14 protein-coding genes are annotated in these 19,990 nt (G+C 71.9%); 8 read left to right on the top strand and 6 right to left on the bottom strand.

All coding sequences use genetic code 11. The annotated features are described in order from the left end of the window. Positions 1 to 21: 21 nt before the first annotated feature. Complete coding sequence (locus AB0K82_RS20265; protein WP_364398897.1) at positions 22 to 3,285, bottom strand: glycoside hydrolase family 3 C-terminal domain-containing protein; 3,264 nt, start codon at positions 3,283 to 3,285, stop codon at positions 22 to 24. A gap of 301 nt (positions 3,286 to 3,586) precedes the next feature. Here AB0K82_RS20265 and AB0K82_RS20260 point away from each other — a divergent pair, with 301 nt between their 5' ends. Genes AB0K82_RS20260 through AB0K82_RS20250 form a run of 3 tightly spaced genes read left to right on the top strand, consistent with a single transcriptional unit; the run spans position 3,587 to position 8,557 of the window. Beyond that, positions 3,587 to 6,511: a glycoside hydrolase family 3 C-terminal domain-containing protein gene (locus AB0K82_RS20260; RefSeq protein ID WP_364398895.1), complete on the top strand. Its 2,925-nt coding sequence runs from the start codon at positions 3,587 to 3,589 to the stop codon at positions 6,509 to 6,511. A gap of 14 nt (positions 6,512 to 6,525) precedes the next feature. After that, entirely contained in the window at positions 6,526 to 7,770 is a 1,245-nt protein-coding gene (locus tag AB0K82_RS20255) for a hypothetical protein (RefSeq protein ID WP_364398894.1), read from the top strand. A gap of 40 nt (positions 7,771 to 7,810) precedes the next feature. Further along, on the top strand, positions 7,811 to 8,557 hold the full coding sequence (locus AB0K82_RS20250; RefSeq protein ID WP_364398892.1) for a GntR family transcriptional regulator: 747 nt from the start codon (positions 7,811 to 7,813) through the stop codon (positions 8,555 to 8,557). Here the strand turns inward: AB0K82_RS20250 and AB0K82_RS20245 are convergent. Further along, on the bottom strand, positions 8,554 to 9,963 hold the full coding sequence (locus tag AB0K82_RS20245; RefSeq protein WP_364398890.1) for a VOC family protein: 1,410 nt from the start codon (positions 9,961 to 9,963) through the stop codon (positions 8,554 to 8,556). The genes AB0K82_RS20250 and AB0K82_RS20245 overlap by 4 nt on opposite strands. A gap of 97 nt (positions 9,964 to 10,060) precedes the next feature. On the opposite strand from AB0K82_RS20245, the gene AB0K82_RS20240 reads away from it, so the two are divergent. The 5 genes from AB0K82_RS20240 to AB0K82_RS20220 all read left to right on the top strand — a co-directional run bounded on the left by AB0K82_RS20240 (position 10,061) and on the right by AB0K82_RS20220 (position 17,827). Continuing rightward, entirely contained in the window at positions 10,061 to 12,892 is a 2,832-nt protein-coding gene (locus AB0K82_RS20240) for an FAD-linked oxidase C-terminal domain-containing protein (protein WP_364398889.1), read from the top strand. Positions 12,893 to 12,906: 14 nt separating this feature from the next. Then, positions 12,907 to 13,836 carry a LysR family transcriptional regulator gene (locus AB0K82_RS20235; protein WP_364398887.1) on the top strand — a complete coding sequence of 310 codons (930 nt, stop codon included), beginning with the start codon at positions 12,907 to 12,909 and terminating at the stop codon, positions 13,834 to 13,836. 110 nt (positions 13,837 to 13,946) lie between these two features. After that, positions 13,947 to 15,095, top strand: a complete 1,149-nt coding sequence (locus AB0K82_RS20230; protein WP_364398885.1) for a Glu/Leu/Phe/Val dehydrogenase dimerization domain-containing protein — start codon at positions 13,947 to 13,949, stop codon at positions 15,093 to 15,095. Positions 15,096 to 15,108: 13 nt separating this feature from the next. Next, the gene (locus AB0K82_RS20225) at positions 15,109 to 16,263 is read left to right on the top strand and encodes an FAD-binding oxidoreductase (RefSeq protein WP_364398884.1); all 1,155 of its coding nucleotides are present in this window, start codon (positions 15,109 to 15,111) and stop codon (positions 16,261 to 16,263) included. A 31-nt stretch (positions 16,264 to 16,294) separates the two neighbouring features. Then, the gene (locus AB0K82_RS20220) at positions 16,295 to 17,827 is read left to right on the top strand and encodes an aldehyde dehydrogenase family protein (protein WP_364398882.1); all 1,533 of its coding nucleotides are present in this window, start codon (positions 16,295 to 16,297) and stop codon (positions 17,825 to 17,827) included. A 44-nt stretch (positions 17,828 to 17,871) separates the two neighbouring features. Here AB0K82_RS20220 and AB0K82_RS20215 read toward each other — a convergent pair whose 3' ends face one another. From AB0K82_RS20215 to AB0K82_RS20200, 4 genes are all read right to left on the bottom strand, one after another. After that, the gene (locus AB0K82_RS20215) at positions 17,872 to 18,231 is read right to left on the bottom strand and encodes a hypothetical protein (protein WP_364398881.1); all 360 of its coding nucleotides are present in this window, start codon (positions 18,229 to 18,231) and stop codon (positions 17,872 to 17,874) included. 138 nt (positions 18,232 to 18,369) lie between these two features. Then, on the bottom strand, positions 18,370 to 18,858 hold the full coding sequence (locus AB0K82_RS20210; RefSeq protein WP_364398879.1) for an NUDIX hydrolase: 489 nt from the start codon (positions 18,856 to 18,858) through the stop codon (positions 18,370 to 18,372). Between the two features lie 445 nt (positions 18,859 to 19,303). Next, positions 19,304 to 19,537 carry a hypothetical protein gene (locus tag AB0K82_RS20205; RefSeq protein WP_364398878.1) on the bottom strand — a complete coding sequence of 78 codons (234 nt, stop codon included), beginning with the start codon at positions 19,535 to 19,537 and terminating at the stop codon, positions 19,304 to 19,306. Then, the gene (locus tag AB0K82_RS20200; protein WP_364398876.1) at positions 19,534 to 19,821 is read right to left on the bottom strand and encodes a hypothetical protein; all 288 of its coding nucleotides are present in this window, start codon (positions 19,819 to 19,821) and stop codon (positions 19,534 to 19,536) included. Before AB0K82_RS20200 ends, AB0K82_RS20205 begins: the two co-directional genes overlap by 4 nt. Between the last annotated feature and the right edge of the window lie 169 nt (positions 19,822 to 19,990).

The raw sequence follows: 19,990 nt of genomic DNA, 5'->3' as shown, positions 1-19,990 counted from the left end.
TACTGGCGGTGGCGGGGGGAACTAGCGCGAAGCCCTGCGGAGGGGCCTGGTCGTCGTCCACACGAATGTCGTGGTGCCGGCGGCGCCGGTGGAGTCGGTGGCGGTCACCGTCACCGTGCTGGTTCCGGCGTGGCGGGCGGCGCCCGTGATGGTCCCCGAGCGGCTGATCGACAGACCGGCGGGCAGGCCCGTGGCGGTGAAGGTCGGGTCACCGGTGGCCGCCGCGGTCATCCGCAGGTGAACCGCCGTGCCCACCGGGCTGCTCATGCCGCCCGGGTCGGCGACCGTGACCGCGCCCGTGCGGCTCGGCGTGCCGGACAGGTCGCTCTTGAGGGTGCTCGTCACGTTGAGCGAGCCGGTCAGCGGCAGGTTGCGCGAGGAGTCGCCGACCAGGATCTGGTACGCGCCGGGCGTCGTCGTCCAGCCGCCGGCCGTGTCGTCCCAGTGCGCCAGGTCGCGGGCGGTCACGGTGAACCGTACGGTCTGGCTCTGGCCCGGTTGCAGGTCGACCCGCTGGAACCCCTTGAGCTGGTGCGGCGGCTCGCCGGTCGTCGCCGGAGCGCCGACGTAGAGCTGGACGACCTCGGCCCCGGCCCGGCTCCCGGTGTTCGTCACGGTCGCCGTCACCGTCGAACCGCCCGAGCCGAGCGCGCCGACCTGCAGGTTGGAGAAGGAGAACGTCGTGTACGACAGGCCGTAGCCGAAGGGGAACAGCGGCGTGATGTTCTTCGCGTCGTACCAGCGGTAGCCGACGTCCAGGCCCTCGGAGTACTGCACCTGGCTGCCGTTGCCGGGCCACTGCGCGGTGGTGTGCGCGGGCACGTCGTTCAGGCTCGCCGGGAAGGTCACCGGCAGCTTGCCCGACGGGCTGACGTCGCCGAACAGGATCGCGGCCAGCGCGTTGCCGACCTCCTGACCGGAGTACCAGCCCTCGAGGACTCCGGAGACCTGGTTCAGCCACGGCATGGTCACCGCGGAGCCGGTGTGCAGGACCACGATCGTCCTGGGGTTGGCGGCCGCCACCGAGGAGATGAGCTGGTTCTGCTGGCCGGGCAGGTCGATCGAGGTGTTGTCGGTGCCCTCGTTCTGCGGATAGGTCGCGAACACGATCGGCACGTCGACCGACTTGGCCAGCGTGACCGCGCGGTTGACGCCGTCCGTGCCGTCGGCCGCCTCGAACTGCACCGTGGCGCCGGACCCGGCGCGGTTCTGGATGCCGGTGAGCGGCGAGACGGTTCCCGAGGAGGTGACGGTGGCGCTGCCGCCCCCGACACTGGCCACGCCCGCGCCGCCGTCGGCGCCGATCACGGCGATCTTCTTGGTGGTGGAGGTGGACAGCGGCAGCACGCCGGTGTTCTTGAGCAGGACGGTGCCCTCTTCGGCGATCTGGCGGGCGATGGCCTTGTGCGCGTCGGTGGTGACGACCGCGCCGGTCGAGCCGGTCTTGGTCTTGTCGAACAGGCCGAACGCGAACATCTGGGTCAGCACCCGGCTGACCATGGTGTCCAGCGTCGCCTGGCTGACCTGGCCGGACGCGACCGCCTGCCGGAGCTGGTCACCGAAGAACGCCGCGCCCGGCATCTCCTGGGTCATGCCGGCGTTGGCGGCGGGAGCCGCCGAGTGCAGCGCGCCCCAGTCGGAGGTGACGAACCCGGTGAAGCCCGCCTGCTGGTAGAGCGCCGTGTTCAGGATGTACGGGTTCTCACAGGCGAACTTCCCGTTGATCACGCTGTAGGCGCACATCACCGAGGCCGCGGCGCCCTGGCCGACGGCCGCCTGGAAACCGGGCAGATAGATCTCCTGCAGCGTACGGGTGTCGACGATCGCGTTGTCCGACATGCCGTTGCGGTAGGTCTCCTGGTTGTAGACCGCGGCGTGCTTGGCCTGGGCCATGACGCCCTGGCTCTGCACGCCCTTGATCTGCGCGACGGCCATCTGGCCCGTCAGGTACGGGTCCTCGCTGAAGCTCTCGAAGCCCCGGCCCCAGCGCGGGTCGCGGTCGATGTTCAGTGTCGGGCCGAGGGCGACGTCCGCGCCCTTGCCGGCGAACTCGCTGCCGGCCACCACGCCGTACTGCTGCTCCAGCGCGGTGTCGAACGTCGCGGCCCCGGCCACCGGCGCGGGCAGCTGGGTGACGCCTCCGAGTCCGTCGCCCGGTCCGCCCGGCCCGTCCTCCAGACCCATCGCGGGGATGCACAGCGACGGGATCGCGGCGGTGTTCCCGATGTACGGCGAGGACGCGCCGGTGCCGTGCAGCAGGGTGATCTTCTGGTCCTGGGTCATCTGCGCCATGACCTGGGCGACGCGCTGGGACACCGGCGCGGTGGACCCCACCCAGGGGCAGGAGCCGTTACCGCCTCCGCCGTCGCCGCCGCCGATGGTGAACACGGCGAACTCCCAGAGCGAGTAGCCGTACTGGGTGGCGCGGGCGGTGCCGTACATCCGCACGTAGCGGCCGGTCCCGGAGATGTTCAGCGTCTGCGTGCCGCCGGCGCCCGTGGTGGTCGAATAGATCGTCGTCCAGTTCGTCCCGTCCCCGGAGACCTGGACCTGGAACGCGGTGGCGTAGGCGGCCTCCCAGGTCAGCCGGGCCCCGCAGACCTGCTTCGACGATCCCAGGTCCACCTGGAGCCACTGCGGGTCGCCGAACGCCGAGGACCAGCGGGTGCCGGTGTCGCCGTCGGTGGCGGCGGAAGCGGGCGTGCCGGCGTTCTCGGTGGACGAGGCCGTGGTCGGCTGGTGCGCGGCGGAGTCGGCGGTGCCGCACGACGCCGTGCCCCCTGAGCCGTAGACCTGGAACTCCCAGAGCGAGTAGCCGTACTGGGTGGCGCGGGCGGTGCCGTACATCCGCACGTAGCGGCCGGTCCCGGAGACGTTCAGCGTCTGGGTGCCGCCGGTGCCGGTCGTGGTGGAGTAGACGGTGGTCCAGGCGTTCCCGTCGGCGGAGGTCTGGATCTGGAAGGCGCTCGCGTACGCGGTCTCCCACCGCAGGACGACCTGGCTGACGGCGGCACTGGAACCGAGGTCCACCTGCAGCCACTGCGGGTCGCCGAACGCCGAGGACCAGCGGGTGCCGGTGTCGCCGTCGGTGGCGGCCGAGGCGGGCGTGCCGGCGTTCTCGGTGGAGGAGGCCGTGGTCGGTCTGCCCTGGGAGAGCAGGACCGCCGCGGCGCGGCCGGGCGGTGCCGCCGCCGTCGACGCGGCGATCAGCCCGATCAGGGCGACGAGCACGACGATCAGTGAGCGTGGCGAGTCGAGGACGCGTCTGGGGCGAGCGCGGAACATCGAGGCTCCTCGGCCGGTGGGAGGCGGACACCGGCGACTCGAGGTGGCGGATCCGGCGTACGCGCGGTCACGGGGGCGCCGCCTGCGGAAGGCGGTGTCCAGCGCCGGTTCGCCACACCTGGCGGGGTGGGTGGCGGGGACGGGGCGTGGGAGCTCTCGACGCTGAGAGCGCTCTCAGGCAGAGTGACGCCGATCACAGAGGCTGTCAAGGAGATCCGATCTTTGACGTCTCTTGACAAGGTACTGCAAAGAGCAGATAAGTTCACGAAAAATACGAACAGCCGCCGATCGGAGCCTGCCGATGAGAAGACATCTGCTGAGAACCGTCGCCGTCATCGGGGCACTCATCGGAGGGCTGCTGGCCGGTGTGCCCGCGCACGCCGCGGCGCGGCCGTGGCTGAACACCGCGCTCGCGCCGGTCGACCGGGCGAACGCGCTGCTCGCCCAGATGACCCTGGCGGAAAAGATCACCATGATGCACCAGGGCGCCTCCTGCGACTACGGCGCCTGCGTCGACGGCAACACCCGCCTCGGTATCCCGCAGCTTCGCCTGCAGGACGGCCCCGCGGGCGTCGCCGACGGCGCCACCGGCGTCACCCAACTGCCCGCCCCCGTCGCCGGCGCGGCGACCTGGGATCCCGACCTCATGGGGGAGTACGGCAAGGTCATCGGCGCCGAGGCGTGGGGCAAGGGCGCGAACACCGTGCTCGGCCCCACGATCAACATCGACCGTGATCCGCGCTGGGGCCGGTCCTTCGAGTCGCTGAGCGAGGATCCGTACCTCGCCGCGCAGCTCGGGGCCGCCGAGATCCGGGGCATCCAGGCGCAGGGCCCGATGGCGCAGGTCAAGCACTACGCGGTCTACAACCAGGAGACCTACCGCAACACCGCACAGGACAACGCCGTCGTCGCGGACCGGACCCAGCGTGAGATCTACCTGCCCGCCTTCGAGGCCGCGGTCAAGGACGGCAAGGCGTACTCGGCGATGTGCTCGTACTCCCAGATCAACGGCACCTTCGCCTGCGAGAACGGGCAGCTCCTGAACAACGTCCTCAAGCAACAGTGGGGCTTCCCCGGCTTCGTCACCTCCGACTGGGGCGGCACCCACTCCACCGTCGCCTCGGCGAACAACGGCCTCGACCAGGAGATGACCGGCAGCACCTACTACGGCGACGCCCTCACCACCGCCGTGAACAACGGCCAGGTCTCCCAGGCCACCATCGACGACCACGTACGCCGGATCCTGACCTCGATGTTCGCGAGCGGCCTGTTCGACTCCCCGCCGACCGGGACCATGGGCGCGACCGTCACCTCCGACGCCCATCAGGCGACCGCCACGAAGACCGCAGAGGAGGGCAGCGTGCTGCTGAAGAACAGCGGTCCGGTGCTGCCGCTCGGGTCCTCCACCTCGTCGATCGCGGTGATCGGTGACGACGCGGGCGCGAACGCGATGACCGCGGGCGGCGGCAGCGCCCACGTGAACCCCTCGACACTGGCCTCCGTCGTCACGCCGTACCAGGGCATCAAGTCCCGTGCGGGCAGCGGCACCAAGGTCACCTACGCCCAGGGCGTCGCCTCGCCGAACGGCCAGGTCGTCGACTCGTCCTACCTGACCCCGGCCTCCGGCTCCGGGACCGGGCTGACCGCCCAGTACTACAACAACACCGGCATGACGGGGACCCCGGTCCTCACCCGGACCGACCCGAACGTCAACTTCCTGTGGGGCGGCCAGCCGCCCGCCTCCGGCCTCCCCGGCAACGGCTGGTCGGTCAAGTGGACCGGCAGGCTCACACCGCCCACCACCGGCACGTACACCTTCGCGCTGACCAGCGACGACGGCAGCCGACTGTACGTCAACGGGCAAAAGGTCATCGACAACTGGGCGGACCAGCCGCCGACCACCAAGACCGGCACCATCGCGCTCACGGCCGGACAGCCGGTGGACATCGAGGTCGACTACTTCCAGGACGGCGGCGGCAGCCAGGTCAGCCTCGGCTGGCAGATCCCGAACCAGAACCTGCACGACGAGGCGGTCGCGGCGGCGCGCGCGGCCCAGGTGGCCGTGGTCTTCGTCTCGAACGGCGAGGGTGAGGGCGCCGACCTGAACACCATCGACCTGTCCGGCGACCAGAACAGGCTCGTCACCGACGTCGCCGCCGCCAACCCCAACACCGTCGTCGTCGTGAACAGCGGCTCGGCGGTCACCATGCCCTGGGCGAACGCCGTCAAGGGCATCGTCGAGAACTGGTACCCGGGCCAGACGGACGGCACGGCGATCGCGGCGCTGCTGTACGGCGACGTGAACTTCTCCGGCAGGCTTCCCGTCACCTTCCCGCAGAGCCTCGCCGACGTGCCGGCGAGCACCGCCGCGCAGTGGCCCGGCCAGAACGGCACCGTGCAGTACTCCGAGGGCCTGAACGTCGGCTACCGCTGGTACGACGCGAAGAACAAGACGCCGATGTTCCCCTTCGGACACGGTCTGTCCTACACGACCTTCGGCTACAAGAACCTCACCGTCGGGACGCCCGACGCCTCCGGCAACGTGGCGGTCGGCTTCGACGTCACCAACACCGGGTCGCGGGCCGGGACCGAGGTCGCCCAGGTCTACGTCGGCCAGCCGTCCTCGGCCGGCGAGCCGCCGAAGAACCTGCGCGGCTTCAGCCGGGTCACGCTCGACGCCGGCCAGACCAAGCACGTCACGGTCACACTCGACGCCCGCAGCTTCCAGTACTGGAACGGCGGCGGGTGGGCGACCACGGCCGGGACCCACCAGGTCCTCGTCGGCGCGTCCTCCCGGGACATCCGGCTCACCGGCCAGGTCACCGTGACCTCCTCGACGAGCCACGTGATCACCCTGCGGGCGCACGCGAACAACCAGTACGTCACCGCGGAGAACGCCGGCGCCGCGCCCCTGATCGCGAACCGGACCGCCATCGGGCCGTGGGAGCAGTTCGACGAGGTCGACCAGGGCGGCGGCGCGATCGCGCTGCGCTCGCACGCCGACGACAAGTACGTCACCGCCGGAGCCTCGCCGTTGATCGCGGACGCGACGAGCGTCGGGGCGGCACAGACCTTCGACCTCATCCACAACTCCGACGGCAGCGTCAGCCTGCGAGCGCACGCGAACAACGACTACGTCTGCGCCGAGAACGCGGGCGCCGCCTCCCTCATCGCCAACCGCACGGCGATCGGTCCTTGGGAAGAGTTCGACCTCATCAACGACTGACTGGAAGGAGCGTCATGACCATCTCCCGCCGAAGGTTCATGACCTCAGCGGTGGCCGGCTCGGCCCTCGCCGCCCTGCCGGGAGCCACGTCGGCGCTGACCGCCCCGGCGCGGGCGGCCAGTGGGCCCGGCGACGTGGTCGGCAAGATCACCGTCGGCTACCAGGGCTGGTTCGCGTGCGCCGGGGACGGCGCGCCGATCAACGGCTGGTGGCACTGGAGCCAGAACTGGTCCCAGCCGCCGTCCACGAGCAACAACGTCATCAAGGCATGGCCGGACATGCGGGAGTACAGCAGGACGTACAAGACGAACTACCCCAACCTCAACGGCGGCGCGTCCGCGACGCTGTTCTCCTCCTACGACCAGCAGACCGTCGACACCCACTTCGCGTGGATGCGGCAGTACGGCTGCGACACGGCCGCGCTGCAGCGCTTCAACCCGACCGGTGGAGAGGGCCCGACGAGAGACGCGATGGCGAGCAAGGTCAGGTCCGCCGCCGAGTCGCACGGCGTGAAGTTCTACATCATGTACGACGTCTCCGGCTGGACGAACATGCAGTCGGAGATCAAGGCCGACTGGACGAACAAGATGCGGGCGCACACCTCGTCCTCGGCGTACGCCCGGCAGAACGGCAGGCCGGTGGTGGGCATCTGGGGCTTCGGTTTCAACGACGGCAACCACCCCTGGAGCGCGTCCGTGTGCCTGGACGTCGTCAACTGGTTCAAGGGCCAGGGCTGCTACGTCATGGGTGGTGTGCCCACCTGGTGGCGGACGGGAGTGAGCGACTCACGGTCCGGCTACCTGGACGTCTACCACGCCTTCAACATGATCTCGCCGTGGATGGTCGGCCGGGTCGGGGACGCCGCCGGCTCCGACTGGTTCTACGCCAACGCCAACCAGGGCGACCAGGCCGACTGCAACGCCCACGGCATCGACTACCAGCCGTGCGTGCTGCCCGGGGACCTGTCGGCCCGTCAGCGCGCCCACGGCGACTTGATGTGGCGCCAGTTCTACAACATGGTGCGGGTGGGCGCGCAGGGCATCTACATCTCGATGTTCGACGAGTACGGCGAGGGCAACCAGATCGCCAAGACCGCCGAGAACGCCGCCATGGTCCCGTCGGGCTCCGGGCTGTGGGCCCTGGACGAGGACGGCACGCCCTGCTCCTCGGACTACTACCTGCGCCTGACCGCCGACGGCGGCCGGATGCTGAAGGGCCAGCTCGCCCTGACGCCGACCCGCCCGACGAAGCCCACGTGACGGGCGGTAACGGCCCATCCGGGCTGGGTAGCATGCCACCATGCCGTCGATCCGGGAGCACGCCGAGCTCAAGCTGCAGCCGTTGCCGCACGCGCGGCGGTCGCTGGCCGAGCAGGTGATCTCCGAGGTGCGGCGGGCGGTGCACACGGGCGCGATGGTGCCCGGCCGGCTGTACTCGGTGTACCAGATCGCCGAGCAGCTCAACGTCTCCCGGAGCCCGGTTCGCGAGGCACTGTTGCGGCTCGCCGAGGCGGGCCTGGTGCAGGTCGAGCGCAACCGGGGGTTCCGCGTCGTGCTGCCGCACCCTCGGGAGATCGTCGAGATCTTCGGGGTGCGGCTGGCGCTGGAGCTCCCCGCCGTCCGGCGGGTGGCCGACGGCGACCTCACCGACCTGGGGGAGACCCTGCGGGCGACCATGGCGGAGATGGCGGCGGCGGTCGAAGCCGGTGACGAGGCGCTGTTCTTCCACTTGGACCAGGCCCTGCACGACCACATCCTCGTCGCGGCGGGCAACGGCCGGGCGCGGGCGATCGTCGGCGGCCTGCGCGACACCATGCGCATCCTCGGCACGTCGACCGACGACCGGTCCCGTACGCTCCGGCAGGTGCACGAGGAGCACGAGCCGATCGTGGCGGCCGTCGCCGCCGCGGACGCCGACGGGGCCGTACGGGCGATGCGGGCGCACCTCACCAACACCGGCCTGATCCTGGCCAGGCAGGCCGCCCGGGCCCAGGGCGAGCCGGTCGACGTGGACGCCCTGTGGGCGTCCATCGTCGACGAGCTCTAAGGCAGGGCGATCGCGAGGTCGAGGCCGAGTTCGTCGCGTACGCGGGTCAGCGACGCGGCCCGGATCGAGGCGTACAGCTCGTACGGGTCGTGCAGCGGCCGGCCGAGCACGCCGGCCAGCGCCTCGGCGCCGAACTCCGCGCCGTCCCTGGTCACGTCCTTGGATCCATCGGAGGTCAGGTTGGACTGGAAGATCCCGGCGGCCGAGCGGGGCAGGAAGTCCTCGTACACGATCGGCCGGGCCGTGACCCATCCCTCCGCCAGGAGGCCGGCGAGGTCGGCCGGGGGAGTGGAGCCGGGGCGCGCACCCGTGGTGTGGCCCGTGGTGTGGAACGTGAAGTAGGCGAGGTCCCCGGCCACGAGCTCGGCCTCGGTGGACGGCACGCGGCCCTCCCACAGCTTGGCCGCGACGGCGTTACGCTCCTCGGCGGTCACCCGCCGGCCCGCGAGCGCGGCGTCCAGCTCCGCGGACAGTTCGTCGTACAGCGCGCGTCCCGCCGGGGTGACGGCGATGCCCCGCGCCTCGACCTCGCCGAACCGCACCCGCAGGTCGTCCTCCACGACGCGGCCGTCGTCCTCCCGGAACACCCGCGGCTCGGCCAGCGCGCGGAAGGAGGTCTGGCGCAGCAGCAGGTCCGGACCGTTCCAGCGAGGTGGCCCCTGGATGGCGTCGATCATCGTGATGCCGCGTTCGCTCATCCGCGCGTAGAGGGCGTCGATGTCGAGGACGCGCGGGGTCAGGTGGTTGACGTGCGTGCTCGGCACCCCGCCGATGTCCGCGGCGACCGAGGACACCCGCTCCAGTTCGGCGTACCAGCTCCGCGAGACCGGCTCGCGGGACAGCTCGAACGCGGCCGTGGCGAGGGTGAGGAACTCCTCGGCCGCCTGGTCGTCCAGGCCGCCCTCGGCCTCGGCACGGTCGGCCAGCTCCAGCAGCCGGGGCGGGAACAGCCGGCGCGCCCCGAGGAACTCGCCGAGCCTGCGCTCGAGGTCCTCGTCGAAGAACCGCCGGTCGCCCGTCACCAGCATGGAGGTGAACACGCGGAAGGGGTTGGCGGCCAGCTCGGCCTCGTCGACGGGCCGGAACGCGGTGGAGACGACCGGGACCGAGCTGGCGGCGGCCTCGCGCAGGTCGTAGTAGCCGACGGGGTACATGCCCATCGCGCCGAAGACGCGGGCGACCTGCGCCATCTCGGCGGGCGTGCCCACCCGGATCGCGCCGTGCCGCTCGGCCGTGACGCGGTCGATGGAGCCGAGCCGCTCGGCGTCGGCGCCCATCCGCTCCAGCACGTCGCGGTTCACCTCCTGCGCGACGTCGACCAGCGTGTTGTACGCGGGGACCTCCGTGCCGTACATCGCTGACAGCCGTCGAGCGAAAGCCGCCCGGAGCGCCGTCGAGTCGACCATCTGCCCTGCCTCCTTGCCGCCGAACCGTCGCCTTGTGACACGGAAGGGTACGGAGAATGTGCGCGGAGCGCCAGGGGTCGCATGTAACATGCTACTTATGGACCGGGCCGCCAACCTCGCCACCGACCTGCGCCGACGCGGAGTCACCGACCTGCTGACCGACTCCATGTCGCGGTCGGCGTTCTCCTCCGACGCCTCCCTCTACCGGGTGCCACCCCTCCTGGTGGCGCGGCCCCGGTCCGCCGAGGACGTGGCCGCCGCGGTCGAGCTGTGCGCTCGGCACGAGATCCCGCTCACCGCACGCGGCGCGGGCACGTCGGTGGCCGGCAACGCGGTCGGTCCCGGGCTCGTGCTCGACTTCAGCCGCCACCTGCGGAAGGTGGTGCGCGTCGACCCCGAGACCCGGACCGCCGTGGTCCAGCCCGGCGTCATCCAGGCCGAGCTGCAGCGTGCTGCGGCCCCGCACGGGCTCAGGTTCGGCCCCGATCCCTCCACGCACACCCGCTGCACCATCGGCGGCATGATCGGGAACAACGCGTGCGGGTCCCGGACCCTCGGCTACGGCCGTACCAGCGACAACGTCGCCGGTCTCAAGGCCGTCACCGGCAACGGCACCATTCTGGACCTCTCGTCCCCGCTCGGCGAGCCCGCGCCCGGCGGCCCGGCCGAGGTGGCCGCGCTGCACGACCTCGCGGCCGCGAACCTCGCCACGATCAGGACGGAGTTCGCCCGGTTCGGCCGTCAGGTGTCCGGGTACGCGCTGGAACACCTGCTGCCGGAGCGGCGATTCGACGTCGCCCGCCTGCTGGTCGGCAGCGAGGGCACCCTCGCCGTGCTGACCGAGGCGACGGTCACCCTGGTCACCGACCCGGCGCACCGGGTCCTGGTGGTGCTCGGCTACGACGATATCGCCGCGGCCGGCGACGCCGCCCCCACCCTGCTGGAGCACCTGCCCACCGCCTGCGAGGGCATCGACGCGCGCATCGTCGACGTCGTGCGCACCCGGAAGGGCCCGGACGCGGTGCCGCCGCTGCCGCGCGGTGCCGCGTGGCTGTTCGTCGAGGTCGCCGGGGACGACGAGGCCGAGGTCCGGGACCGGGCCGGGCGGGTCGCCGCCGGCTGCGAGGACGCCCTGGTCGTCACCGACCCGGCGCGGGCGGCGGCGCTGTGGCGCATCCGCGAGGACGGCGCGGGCCTGTCCGGCCGCAGCCCCGCCGGGCGCCCCGCGCACGGCGGCTGGGAGGACGCCGCCGTGCCCCCGGCGATGCTGGGCCGCTACCTGCGCGACTTCGAGTCGCTGATGGGCGAGTTCGACGTGACGGGCCTGCCGTACGGGCACTTCGGCGACGGCTGCCTGCACATCCGGATCGACTGGCCGCTGGACCGGCCGGACGGGCCGCAGCGGTTCCGCTCCTTCCTGGAGTCCGCGGCCACGCTGGTCGCCGGCTACGGCGGTTCGCTGTCCGGCGAGCACGGCGACGGCCGGGCCCGCAGCGAGCTGCTGCCGCGGATGTACTCCGAGCCGGTCATCGACCTGTTCGCCCAGGTCAAGGGGATCTTCGACCCGGGGGACGTGCTCAACCCCGGCGTGCTGGTGCGGCCCCGCCCGGTCGACGCCGACCTGCGGATCCCCGCCGCCCGGCCGGTGCGGGGGAGTCTCGCGCTCGCGTACCGCCACGACGGCGGCGACTTCGGCCAGTCGGTGCACCGCTGCACCGGCGTCGGCAAGTGCCGCGCCGATAACACCGGGTCCGGCGGCGTGATGTGCCCGTCCTACCTGGCGACCCGCGAGGAGAAGGACTCGACCCGAGGGCGCGCCCGGGTCCTGCAGGAGATGGTCAACGGCTCCCTGGTCTCCGGCGGATGGCGTTCACCCGAGGTCCACGAGGCCCTCGACCTGTGCCTGTCCTGCAAGGGCTGCGCCTCGGACTGCCCGACCGGGATCGACATGGCCGCGTACAAGTCCGAGGTGCTCCACCAGAGCTACCGCGGGCGGCTGCGTCCCGCCGCGCACTACTCGCTGGGCCGGCTCCCGCTCTGGGCGCGGCTGGCCGGCCGCATGCCGCGCGTCGTCAACGCGGCCCTGCGGGTGCCGGGGCTGCGGCGGGCGGCGCTGGCCGTGGCCGGCGTGGACCGGCGGCGCAATCTGCCCGAGTTCGCGCCCCGGACGTTCCGCGACTGGTTCGAGCGGACCCGCGACGAGCGCCCGGCGGAGGGCCGGCCGGTCATGCTGTTCGTCGATACCTTCACCGACCACTTCGCGCCGGAGGTCGGCCGCGCGACGGTGGCCGTGCTGGAGGCGGCGGGGTACCGGCCGCAGATCAGTGAGCGCCGCCAGTGCTGCGCGCTGACCTGGATCTCCACCGGTCAGCTCGACGCGGCCAAGAAGATCCTCGGCCGTACGGTCACCGAGCTGGCCGAGGCCGCCGAGGCGGGCATCCCGATCGTGGGCATGGAGCCGTCCTGCACGGCGGTCCTGCGCTCGGACGCGCTGGAGCTGCTGGACGAGGCGGTGGCGGCGCCGGTGGCGGAGCGGACCCGCACGCTGGCCGAACTGCTGGCCGAGACCCCGGACTGGCGGCCGCCCTCGTTCGACGGAACGACGGTCGTGGCCCAGCCGCACTGCCATCACCACGCCGTCATGGGGTGGGGCCAGGACGCCGAGATGCTCGAGAACGCGGGCGCGGAGGTGCGGCGGCTGGGCGGCTGCTGCGGCCTCGCGGGCAACTTCGGGGTCGAGAAGGGGCACTACGAGGTGTCCGTCGCGGTCGCCGAGCACCAGTTGCTGCCCGCGCTGCGCGAGGCGGACGCCGATACCGTCGTCCTCGCCGACGGCTTCTCCTGCCGCACGCAGATCGCAGACCTGTCGCCCCGCCAGGGCGTCCACCTGGCCCAGCTCCTCGCCGAGCGACTCGCCCCCGATTCGTAGATCCGTAGCCGAGCATGCTCAATCCCGTCCACCTGCGGACGCTGACCGCCGTCCTGGACGCCGGGTCGTTCGCCGACGCGGCGCGGCGTCTCGGCTACACCGCCTCGGCGGTCTCCCAGCAGATCGCCGCGCTGGAACGGGCCGTGAAGATGCCGCTGTTCGAACGCGGCGCCCACACGATCAGGCCGACGCCGGCGGCCGTCTACCTCGTACGGCGGGCCGTCGACGCGCTGTCCGCGCTCGAGGCACTCGAAGAGGACGTCCGCGGCATGGCGGAGGGACGCATCGGCCGGCTCCGGCTGGGCAGCTTCCCGACGGCCAGCCAGCGGCTCCTGCCGATCGGCCTGGCCGCCTACGCCCGCGCGTACCCGTCGGTGGAGATCCTCCTCGACGAGGGCGAGCCGGACGAGCTCATCCCGCTCGTACGGGCCGGTGAGCTCGACCTGGCGCTCGTCTACCGGTACGACCTGGTGCCCCGCGCCTGGCCGCGCGACCTGGAGGAGACCCCGCTGCTGGGGGAGGACCTGCTGCTCCTGCTGCCCGAGCGCCATCCGCTGGCCGCCGCCGAGGAGGTCGCGCTCGGCGACCTCGAGCACGAGACCTGGGTGGCCGCCCGGGAGGGCACCGCCGGCGCGTCCTGCCTGCGCCGCCTGTGCGCCCAGGCGGGCTTCGAACCGCAACTGGACTACCGCAGCAACGACTACGGCGTGATCCACGGCTTCGTACGGTCGGGCCTCGGAGTGGCGCTGGTCCCGGCGCTCGCGCACCTGCCCGGTGCGGGCGTGGTCGCGACCCGGCTCGGCGGGACGGCGGCCCGCAGGCACGTCATCGCGGTGCATCGCCCGGCGGCCGTGAACCCGGCGGTGACCGGCGCCGTACGGACGCTGCGCCAGGCCGCGGCCCGGCTCGCGGAGGACCTGCCCGCCATCGCCGTCGAAGCATAAGAAGTTCTTCGGCCACGGCGACAGATGGCGATGCTCGGCCGCTTCCTCCGGCCGTGCGCGGTCCCCGATGCTGGACGCACCGAGCGAACCGAGAGGTGGGCAGCGCTGCCGTGAGCGATGACGTCTTCGCACTCATGGACGAGTGGGGACCCGAGAAGGTCGTCTGCGTGTCCGACCGCAGAACCGGGATGCGGGGTGTCCTCGTGCTGGACAACACCGCCCGCGGGATGGGCAAGGGCGGCACCCGGATGAGCCCCGGGGTGACCGTCGGCCAGATCGCGCGGCTCGCCCGCACGATGACCTGGAAATGGGCCGCCGTCGACCTCTTCCACGGCGGCGCCAAGGCCGGCATCGTGGCCGACCCCACGGCGCCGAACAAGGAGGAGATCCTGCGGGCCTTCGCGCGGGCGCTGGCGGGCGAGGTGCCGAAGGAGTACGTCTTCGGCCTCGACATGGGCCTGACCGAGAACGACGCCGCGATCCTGCTCGACGAGCTCGGCGACCGCGGGGCGGCCGTCGGCCTGCCGGCTGCGCTCGGCGGCTTCCCGTACGACCAGCTCGGCGTGACCGGGTACGGCGTCGCGGAGGCGGCCGACGCGGCCGCCGCCGAGCTCGGCCTGGAGCTGCGCGGCGCCCGCGTCGCCGTCCAGGGACTCGGCGCGGTGGGCCGGGCGGCCGTCCGCAGGCTGAGCGAGCTCGGCGCGGTGGTCGTGGCCGCGTCCACCGTGGCGGGCTGCGCGTACGATCCCGACGGCCTCGACGTGGACCGCCTCCTCGCGCTCAGCGCCGAACTCGGCGACGACTGCGTCCGCGAGTACGGCCCGCCGGCGCCCGCGGAGCGGGCCCTGTCGGCGGAGACCGACATCCTCGTGCCCGCGGCCCGCGAGGACGTCATCGACGTCGACGTCGCCGGGTCGACCACCGCCAGGCTGGTCGTCGAGGGCGCCAACCTCCCGGCCACGCCGGCGGCCCGGGAGATCCTGCACAAGCGCGGTGTCGCGGTGGTGCCCGACTTCATCGCCAACGCCGGCGGCATCGTCGCCGCCGCGCACTCGATGGACGCCCGCTACTCGCCCTTCCAGGTGGAGCCCGGTGACGTCTTCTCCATGATCTCCAGCAAGCTGCGCGCCAACGCGGTCGCCGTGCTCCGCGAGTCCCGCCGCGCGGAGGTCACCCCCCACGAGGCGGCGTACGCGCTGGCCCAGAGCCGCGTCCGCGAGGCCATGGTCCTGCGCCGGCGCGTGCCCGAGCACGTCTGAAAGGAACCTGTCGATGAGTCGTGAGCTGCCCACCCGCGCGTCGGCGGTCATCATCGGCGGCGGCGTCATGGGCGTCGCCGCCGCGTACGAGCTGGCCGCGGCAGGCGTGACCGACGTGGTCCTGATCGACCAGGGGCCGCTGGGCTCCGGCTCGACGTCCAAGGCCGCCGGGGGAGTGCGCGCGCAGTTCTCCGACCGGGTCAACATCGAGCTCGCCGTGCGCAGCCTGCGGACGTTCGAGACCTTCGCCGAGCGGTTCGGGCAGGAGATCGACCTGCACAAGCCGGGTTACCTGTTCCTGCTCGACTCGCCCGAGGCCGTCGCGGAGTTCGAGCGGAACGTCGCGGTGCAGAACGACCTCGGTGTGCCCAGCCGGATCATCACGCCGCGCGAGGCGGCGAAGCTGTCCCCGCTCATCGACACCGACGGGCTGCTCGCCGCGGCGTACTCGCCCACCGACGGGCACTGCACACCCGAGTCCGTGGTGCTCGGCTACGCGGGCGCGGCCCGGCGGCACGGCGCGACGCTGCTGCCGAACTGCGCCGCCACCGGCATCGACACGCGGAACGGCCGCATCGTCGCCGTCGAGACCGAGGGCGGCCGCATCGAGACCGACACCGTGATCTGCGCGGCCGGCGCCTGGTCGCGCGCCGTCGGCGCGTGGGTCGGCGTCGACCTGCCGGTGACCCCGCTGCGCCGGCAGATCCTGGTCACCGAGCCGATCCCGGACCTGCCGCCGACGGCGTTCACCATCGACTTCGCCACCTCGTTCTACTTCCATCGGGAAGGGCGCGGCCTGCTGATCGGCATGTCCGACCCCGAGGAGACGCCGGGGTTCAAGCTCGACCGGTCCGACGCCTGGCTGCCCCGCCTCGGTGAGGCCATGGCCCACCGCGCCCCCGCCCTGCTGGACGTCGGCTTCGGCACCGGATGGGCGGGCCTGTACGAGGTGACGCCCGACCACAACGCCCTCATCGGGACCGCACCGGGCGTCGACCGGTTCATCTACGCCACCGGCTTCTCCGGCCACGGCTTCCTGATGGGCCCGGCCGTCGGGGAGGTCGTCCGCGACCTCTACCTCGACCGCGCGCCGTTCGTGGACGTCACCGGCCTGGACGCGCGGCGGTTCGACCTGGCCGGGGCACGTCCCGAGCTGAATATCGTCTGACCAGAACCCACTACTCGAGGGAGAAACCCTGATGGTGACCACGCTGCCCGGCGCCGACGAACTGGCCGCCCTGGCGCGAGAGACCGCGAAGCGCTGCGGTGTGGACGTGGACGCGCTCGGCGCCGAGGTCACGACCACCTCGCCGATCAACGGCGAGCGCCTGGCCGCCGTCGGGTGGGTCGACGCCGGCGCCGTCGATGAGGCCGTCGGACGAGCCCGCGAGGCGTTCCTGGCCTGGCGCCGGGTGCCGGCGCCGGTGCGCGGCGCGCTGGTCAAGCGGTTCGGCCGGTTGCTCACCGAGCACAAGGACGACCTCGCCACGCTGATCAGCCTGGAGGTCGGGAAGATCACCTCCGAGGCGCTCGGCGAGGTCCAGGAGATGATCGACATCTGCGACTACGCGCTCGGTCTGTCCCGCCAGTTGTACGGGCGCACGATCAGCTCCGAGCGGCCGGGCCACCGGCTCATGGAGACCTGGCATCCGCTGGGTGTGGTCGGAGTGATCAGCGCGTTCAACTTCCCGGCGGCCGTCTGGTCCTGGAACACCGCGATCGCCCTCGTGTGCGGCGACCCGGTCATCTGGAAGCCGTCCGAACTCGCCCCGCTGACCGCCCTCGCGTGCGCCGCCATCCTGGACCGCGCCGCGGTCGAGGAGGGCGCGCCCGAGAACCTGAGCCAGGTCCTCCTCGGCGGTCCCGAGGTCGGCGAGGCGCTGGTCGACCACCCGGGGATCGCCCTGGTCAGCGCGACCGGCTCGACGCGCATGGGCCGCGCGGTCGGCCCGCGCGTCGCGGCCCGCTTCGGGCGGTCACTGCTCGAACTCGGCGGGAACAACGCGGCCATCGTGTGCCCGTCGGCCGACCTGGACCTCGCCGTGCGCGGCATCGTGTTCTCCGCCGCCGGGACGGCGGGCCAGCGCTGCACGACCATGCGCCGCGTCATCGCCCACACCGACGTCGTCGGCACGCTCGTCGACCGCCTCGCCGACGCGTACGGCCGGCTGCCGATCGGCAACCCGCTGACGGCCGGCACCCTGGTCGGGCCGCTCATCAACGAGCGCGCGTACGAGGCCATGCGCGGCGCGCTGGACGCCGCCATCGCCCAGGGCGGCGCGCTCGTCGCCGGCGGCGGGCGCAGGCTCGACCAGCAGGCGCCGGGCGCCTACTACGCCGAGCCGGCGCTGGTGCGGATGCCGGAGCAGACCGAGATCGTGACCCGGGAGACGTTCGCCCCGATCCTGTACGTCCTGCCGTACGAGAACCTCGAAGAGGCCATCGCGCTGAACAACGCGGTTCCCCAGGGCCTGTCGTCCAGCATCTTCACCCGGGACCAGGCCGAGGCGGAGCTGTTCGTCTCGCCCGAGGGCTCCGACTGCGGCATCGTCAACGTGAACATCGGCACGTCCGGCGCTGAGATCGGCGGCGCGTTCGGCGGCGAGAAGGAGACCGGCGGCGGCCGCGAGTCCGGCTCGGACGCCTGGCGCGGCTACATGCGCCGCGCCACCAACACCATCAACTACTCCGGCGAACTGCCCCTCGCCCAGGGCGTCGAGTTCACCGTCTGACCGAACGCCCGGCCCGCCGCGACGCGGCGGGCCGGGCACACGGGCTATCGGACCGTGCAGTTCCCCGGCCGGGCGGAGGATGCCTCGAATCCGAGGTCGCCGATGGACTGGCCGTGAGCGAGCTCGCGGCTCTCGCCGTTGAAATCCGGGTGGTCGTACAGGCACCAGGGCCGGGCGTCCTGGTTCTGCGCGCTGCGGACCGGCGGGGCGAGGAACCGCTCCTCCTGGTGGATGAGCCGCAGATGGCCGTGGCCGTGCGGCCCGGTGAAGGCGCACACCACCCCGAAGATGCGCGGGCAGGGCAGCGGCTCATCGGCATGCGCCGCTGACACCGGCCCCGCCACCCCCGCCGCGACGGCGGCCCCGGCCACCGCCAGCGAGACCCGGCGAACGATCGTGTTCATGGTCCTCCTCGATCAAGAGGCGTACCGTACGCAAGGAGTTATAGCAGAGCGTGAGATTCAATGGACGCTTAGTAGTCACTGCTGGTCGGGTGACTTAATGGTCACCCCGCATCACGGGCGATCAGCGCACGTCGCGGGTTAGACGGGCTCGCAGCGGAACGCCGCGCGACCCGTGCGGCGTGCTTCGTCGACGGCCGCGAGGCGCGCGAAGAGCGGCGGGCTCATGGCCTTCCTCCATCCGTCGAGAGGCTGGACGAGCCACTCGGTGTGTTCCGCCGGATCGAGAACGATGCGATCGAGCCGGTCGGGTGTGAGCACGCCACCGTCGAAGACGAAACCGACCTTGGCGCACGGCCAGGCGGGCCGGGGCGGCAGGAAATGCGTCAGGAGAAGGCGCGGTTCGCCCGCGAAGTCGAGGCTGGTCTCCTCCCGGCACTCGCGTACCGCCGCGGCGAAGGGCGTGGCGTCACCGTGTTCGACGTTGCCGCCGGGGAACTGCCACGCTTCCGCGCCTTGGGCCGACCGCAGCGCAAGGGGGTCGCCGGCGACATCGGTGAAGTACAGCGCCGCGTACATCGTGGCGCTCGGGAGCGTCTGGATGTACTGCTCGGGGGGAAGCCAACTCACGAACGCTCTCCGACTTCGCTGGTATGCCCGCCGCCGCAGTGGCCGCGTGCTCATCCAGGCCCAGCGTACGCCGGGGCGGAGAACCGAAGTCTCGGTGATCCCTGCCGGTACCGGCGGACGATCGCCCGGAACCGGGATGATCCTGGCCGCTTCATCAAGCCTTAACCGAGGCTTCTGTACACGCTCGCCCTGGGTAACCAGAGACTCCGGGGCGAATGGCGCGTGCAGAACGGCTCGACGACCGCGCAGGTCAGCCCCAAGAAGGCGAAGGGCTCCGGGGATGACCCGGAGCCCTGTCACCGCAGTTTGCCTCACGCGGCAAGCGCCTTCTCGATCATGCGGTTGATCCGTTCCTCGTCGCCGTCGAGACAGGGACCGCCCCGGCCAAGTTGGAGGCTAGATCGCTTGGTTCTCAGCCGACCCGGGGCTCTACGCCGAGTGACCGTCAGCGGTACAGACCCTCGCCCAGCGTCCAGCGTGCGCCTTCACGTGGCGAGGGCCAGGGCCAGGACTGGGATTTGATGACCGCCTGGGTCAACTGATCAGGATCGGCCGCCTCGATCAGTCGCCATCCGGCCGGGGGCGGGACGATCGCCCACCACGCTCCCGTGCGTGCGCCGAACCAGAACACCAGCCCCGGGAACCGCCGATGCAACACGACGACCGGGTCCGTGTTCATGGCCGTCCGCCTGGCCTCGTATCACGCCTTTTCAGGTATTCGGCGAGTTGCGCCGCCGCGCCGGCGGGGTCGTCGGCTGGGTGATCTTCATACTCGTCGCGTCGCCACACGAAGGAGCCGCGTGAGACGTCGACTTCCACCCATATCTTCTGTTGGGTGAGATCGCTCCGAAGCGATACGGCGGGACGCGCATCGCTCAGCCCGGGCTTGAGACCCAGGGCGGCCAAGTGGCGACACAACTCGATCAGCGTCTCAAGCGCCTGTTCCCGGTTGGCCTCAGCCACTGTGTGCTCCTTTGGTTGAAGCGGGGCCGACTGGAGAACCTGCGGATTCCTGACTGCACCTGAGCGGATAGAGGTAAGCGCAGATCCGCCTGTTGCTGTCGCCAGTCCCGCAACCCGTCGTCCCGCCCGCAGCCGGATGGCTGCGAGTCGACGCACGTAGGAGCTTGCC

The organism is Actinoallomurus sp. NPDC052274 (assembly GCF_040679475.1).
Classification (GTDB): Bacteria; Actinomycetota; Actinomycetes; order Streptosporangiales; family Streptosporangiaceae; genus Actinoallomurus; species Actinoallomurus liliacearum.
Note: the sequence above shows the minus strand (reverse complement) of the source record. Positions and strands in the feature narration are given on the sequence as shown.

What these genes read in the sequence shown, in the direction of transcription:
- AB0K82_RS20235 (WP_364398887.1), top strand. Translation starts at nt 12,907, where the DNA reads ATGCTCAATCCCGTCCACCTGCGGACGCTGACCGCCGTCCTGGACGCC.
- AB0K82_RS20255 (WP_364398894.1), top strand. Translation starts at nt 6,526, where the DNA reads ATGACCATCTCCCGCCGAAGGTTCATGACCTCAGCGGTGGCCGGCTCG.
- AB0K82_RS20220 (WP_364398882.1), top strand. Translation starts at nt 16,295, where the DNA reads ATGGTGACCACGCTGCCCGGCGCCGACGAACTGGCCGCCCTGGCGCGA.
- AB0K82_RS20215 (WP_364398881.1), bottom strand. Translation starts at nt 18,231, where the DNA reads ATGAACACGATCGTTCGCCGGGTCTCGCTGGCGGTGGCCGGGGCCGCC.
- AB0K82_RS20260 (WP_364398895.1), top strand. Translation starts at nt 3,587, where the DNA reads ATGAGAAGACATCTGCTGAGAACCGTCGCCGTCATCGGGGCACTCATC.
- AB0K82_RS20245 (WP_364398890.1), bottom strand. Translation starts at nt 9,963, where the DNA reads ATGGTCGACTCGACGGCGCTCCGGGCGGCTTTCGCTCGACGGCTGTCA.
- AB0K82_RS20265 (WP_364398897.1), bottom strand. Translation starts at nt 3,285, where the DNA reads ATGTTCCGCGCTCGCCCCAGACGCGTCCTCGACTCGCCACGCTCACTG.
- AB0K82_RS20240 (WP_364398889.1), top strand. Translation starts at nt 10,061, where the DNA reads ATGGACCGGGCCGCCAACCTCGCCACCGACCTGCGCCGACGCGGAGTC.
- AB0K82_RS20225 (WP_364398884.1), top strand. Translation starts at nt 15,109, where the DNA reads ATGAGTCGTGAGCTGCCCACCCGCGCGTCGGCGGTCATCATCGGCGGC.
- AB0K82_RS20250 (WP_364398892.1), top strand. Translation starts at nt 7,811, where the DNA reads ATGCCGTCGATCCGGGAGCACGCCGAGCTCAAGCTGCAGCCGTTGCCG.
- AB0K82_RS20205 (WP_364398878.1), bottom strand. Translation starts at nt 19,537, where the DNA reads ATGAACACGGACCCGGTCGTCGTGTTGCATCGGCGGTTCCCGGGGCTG.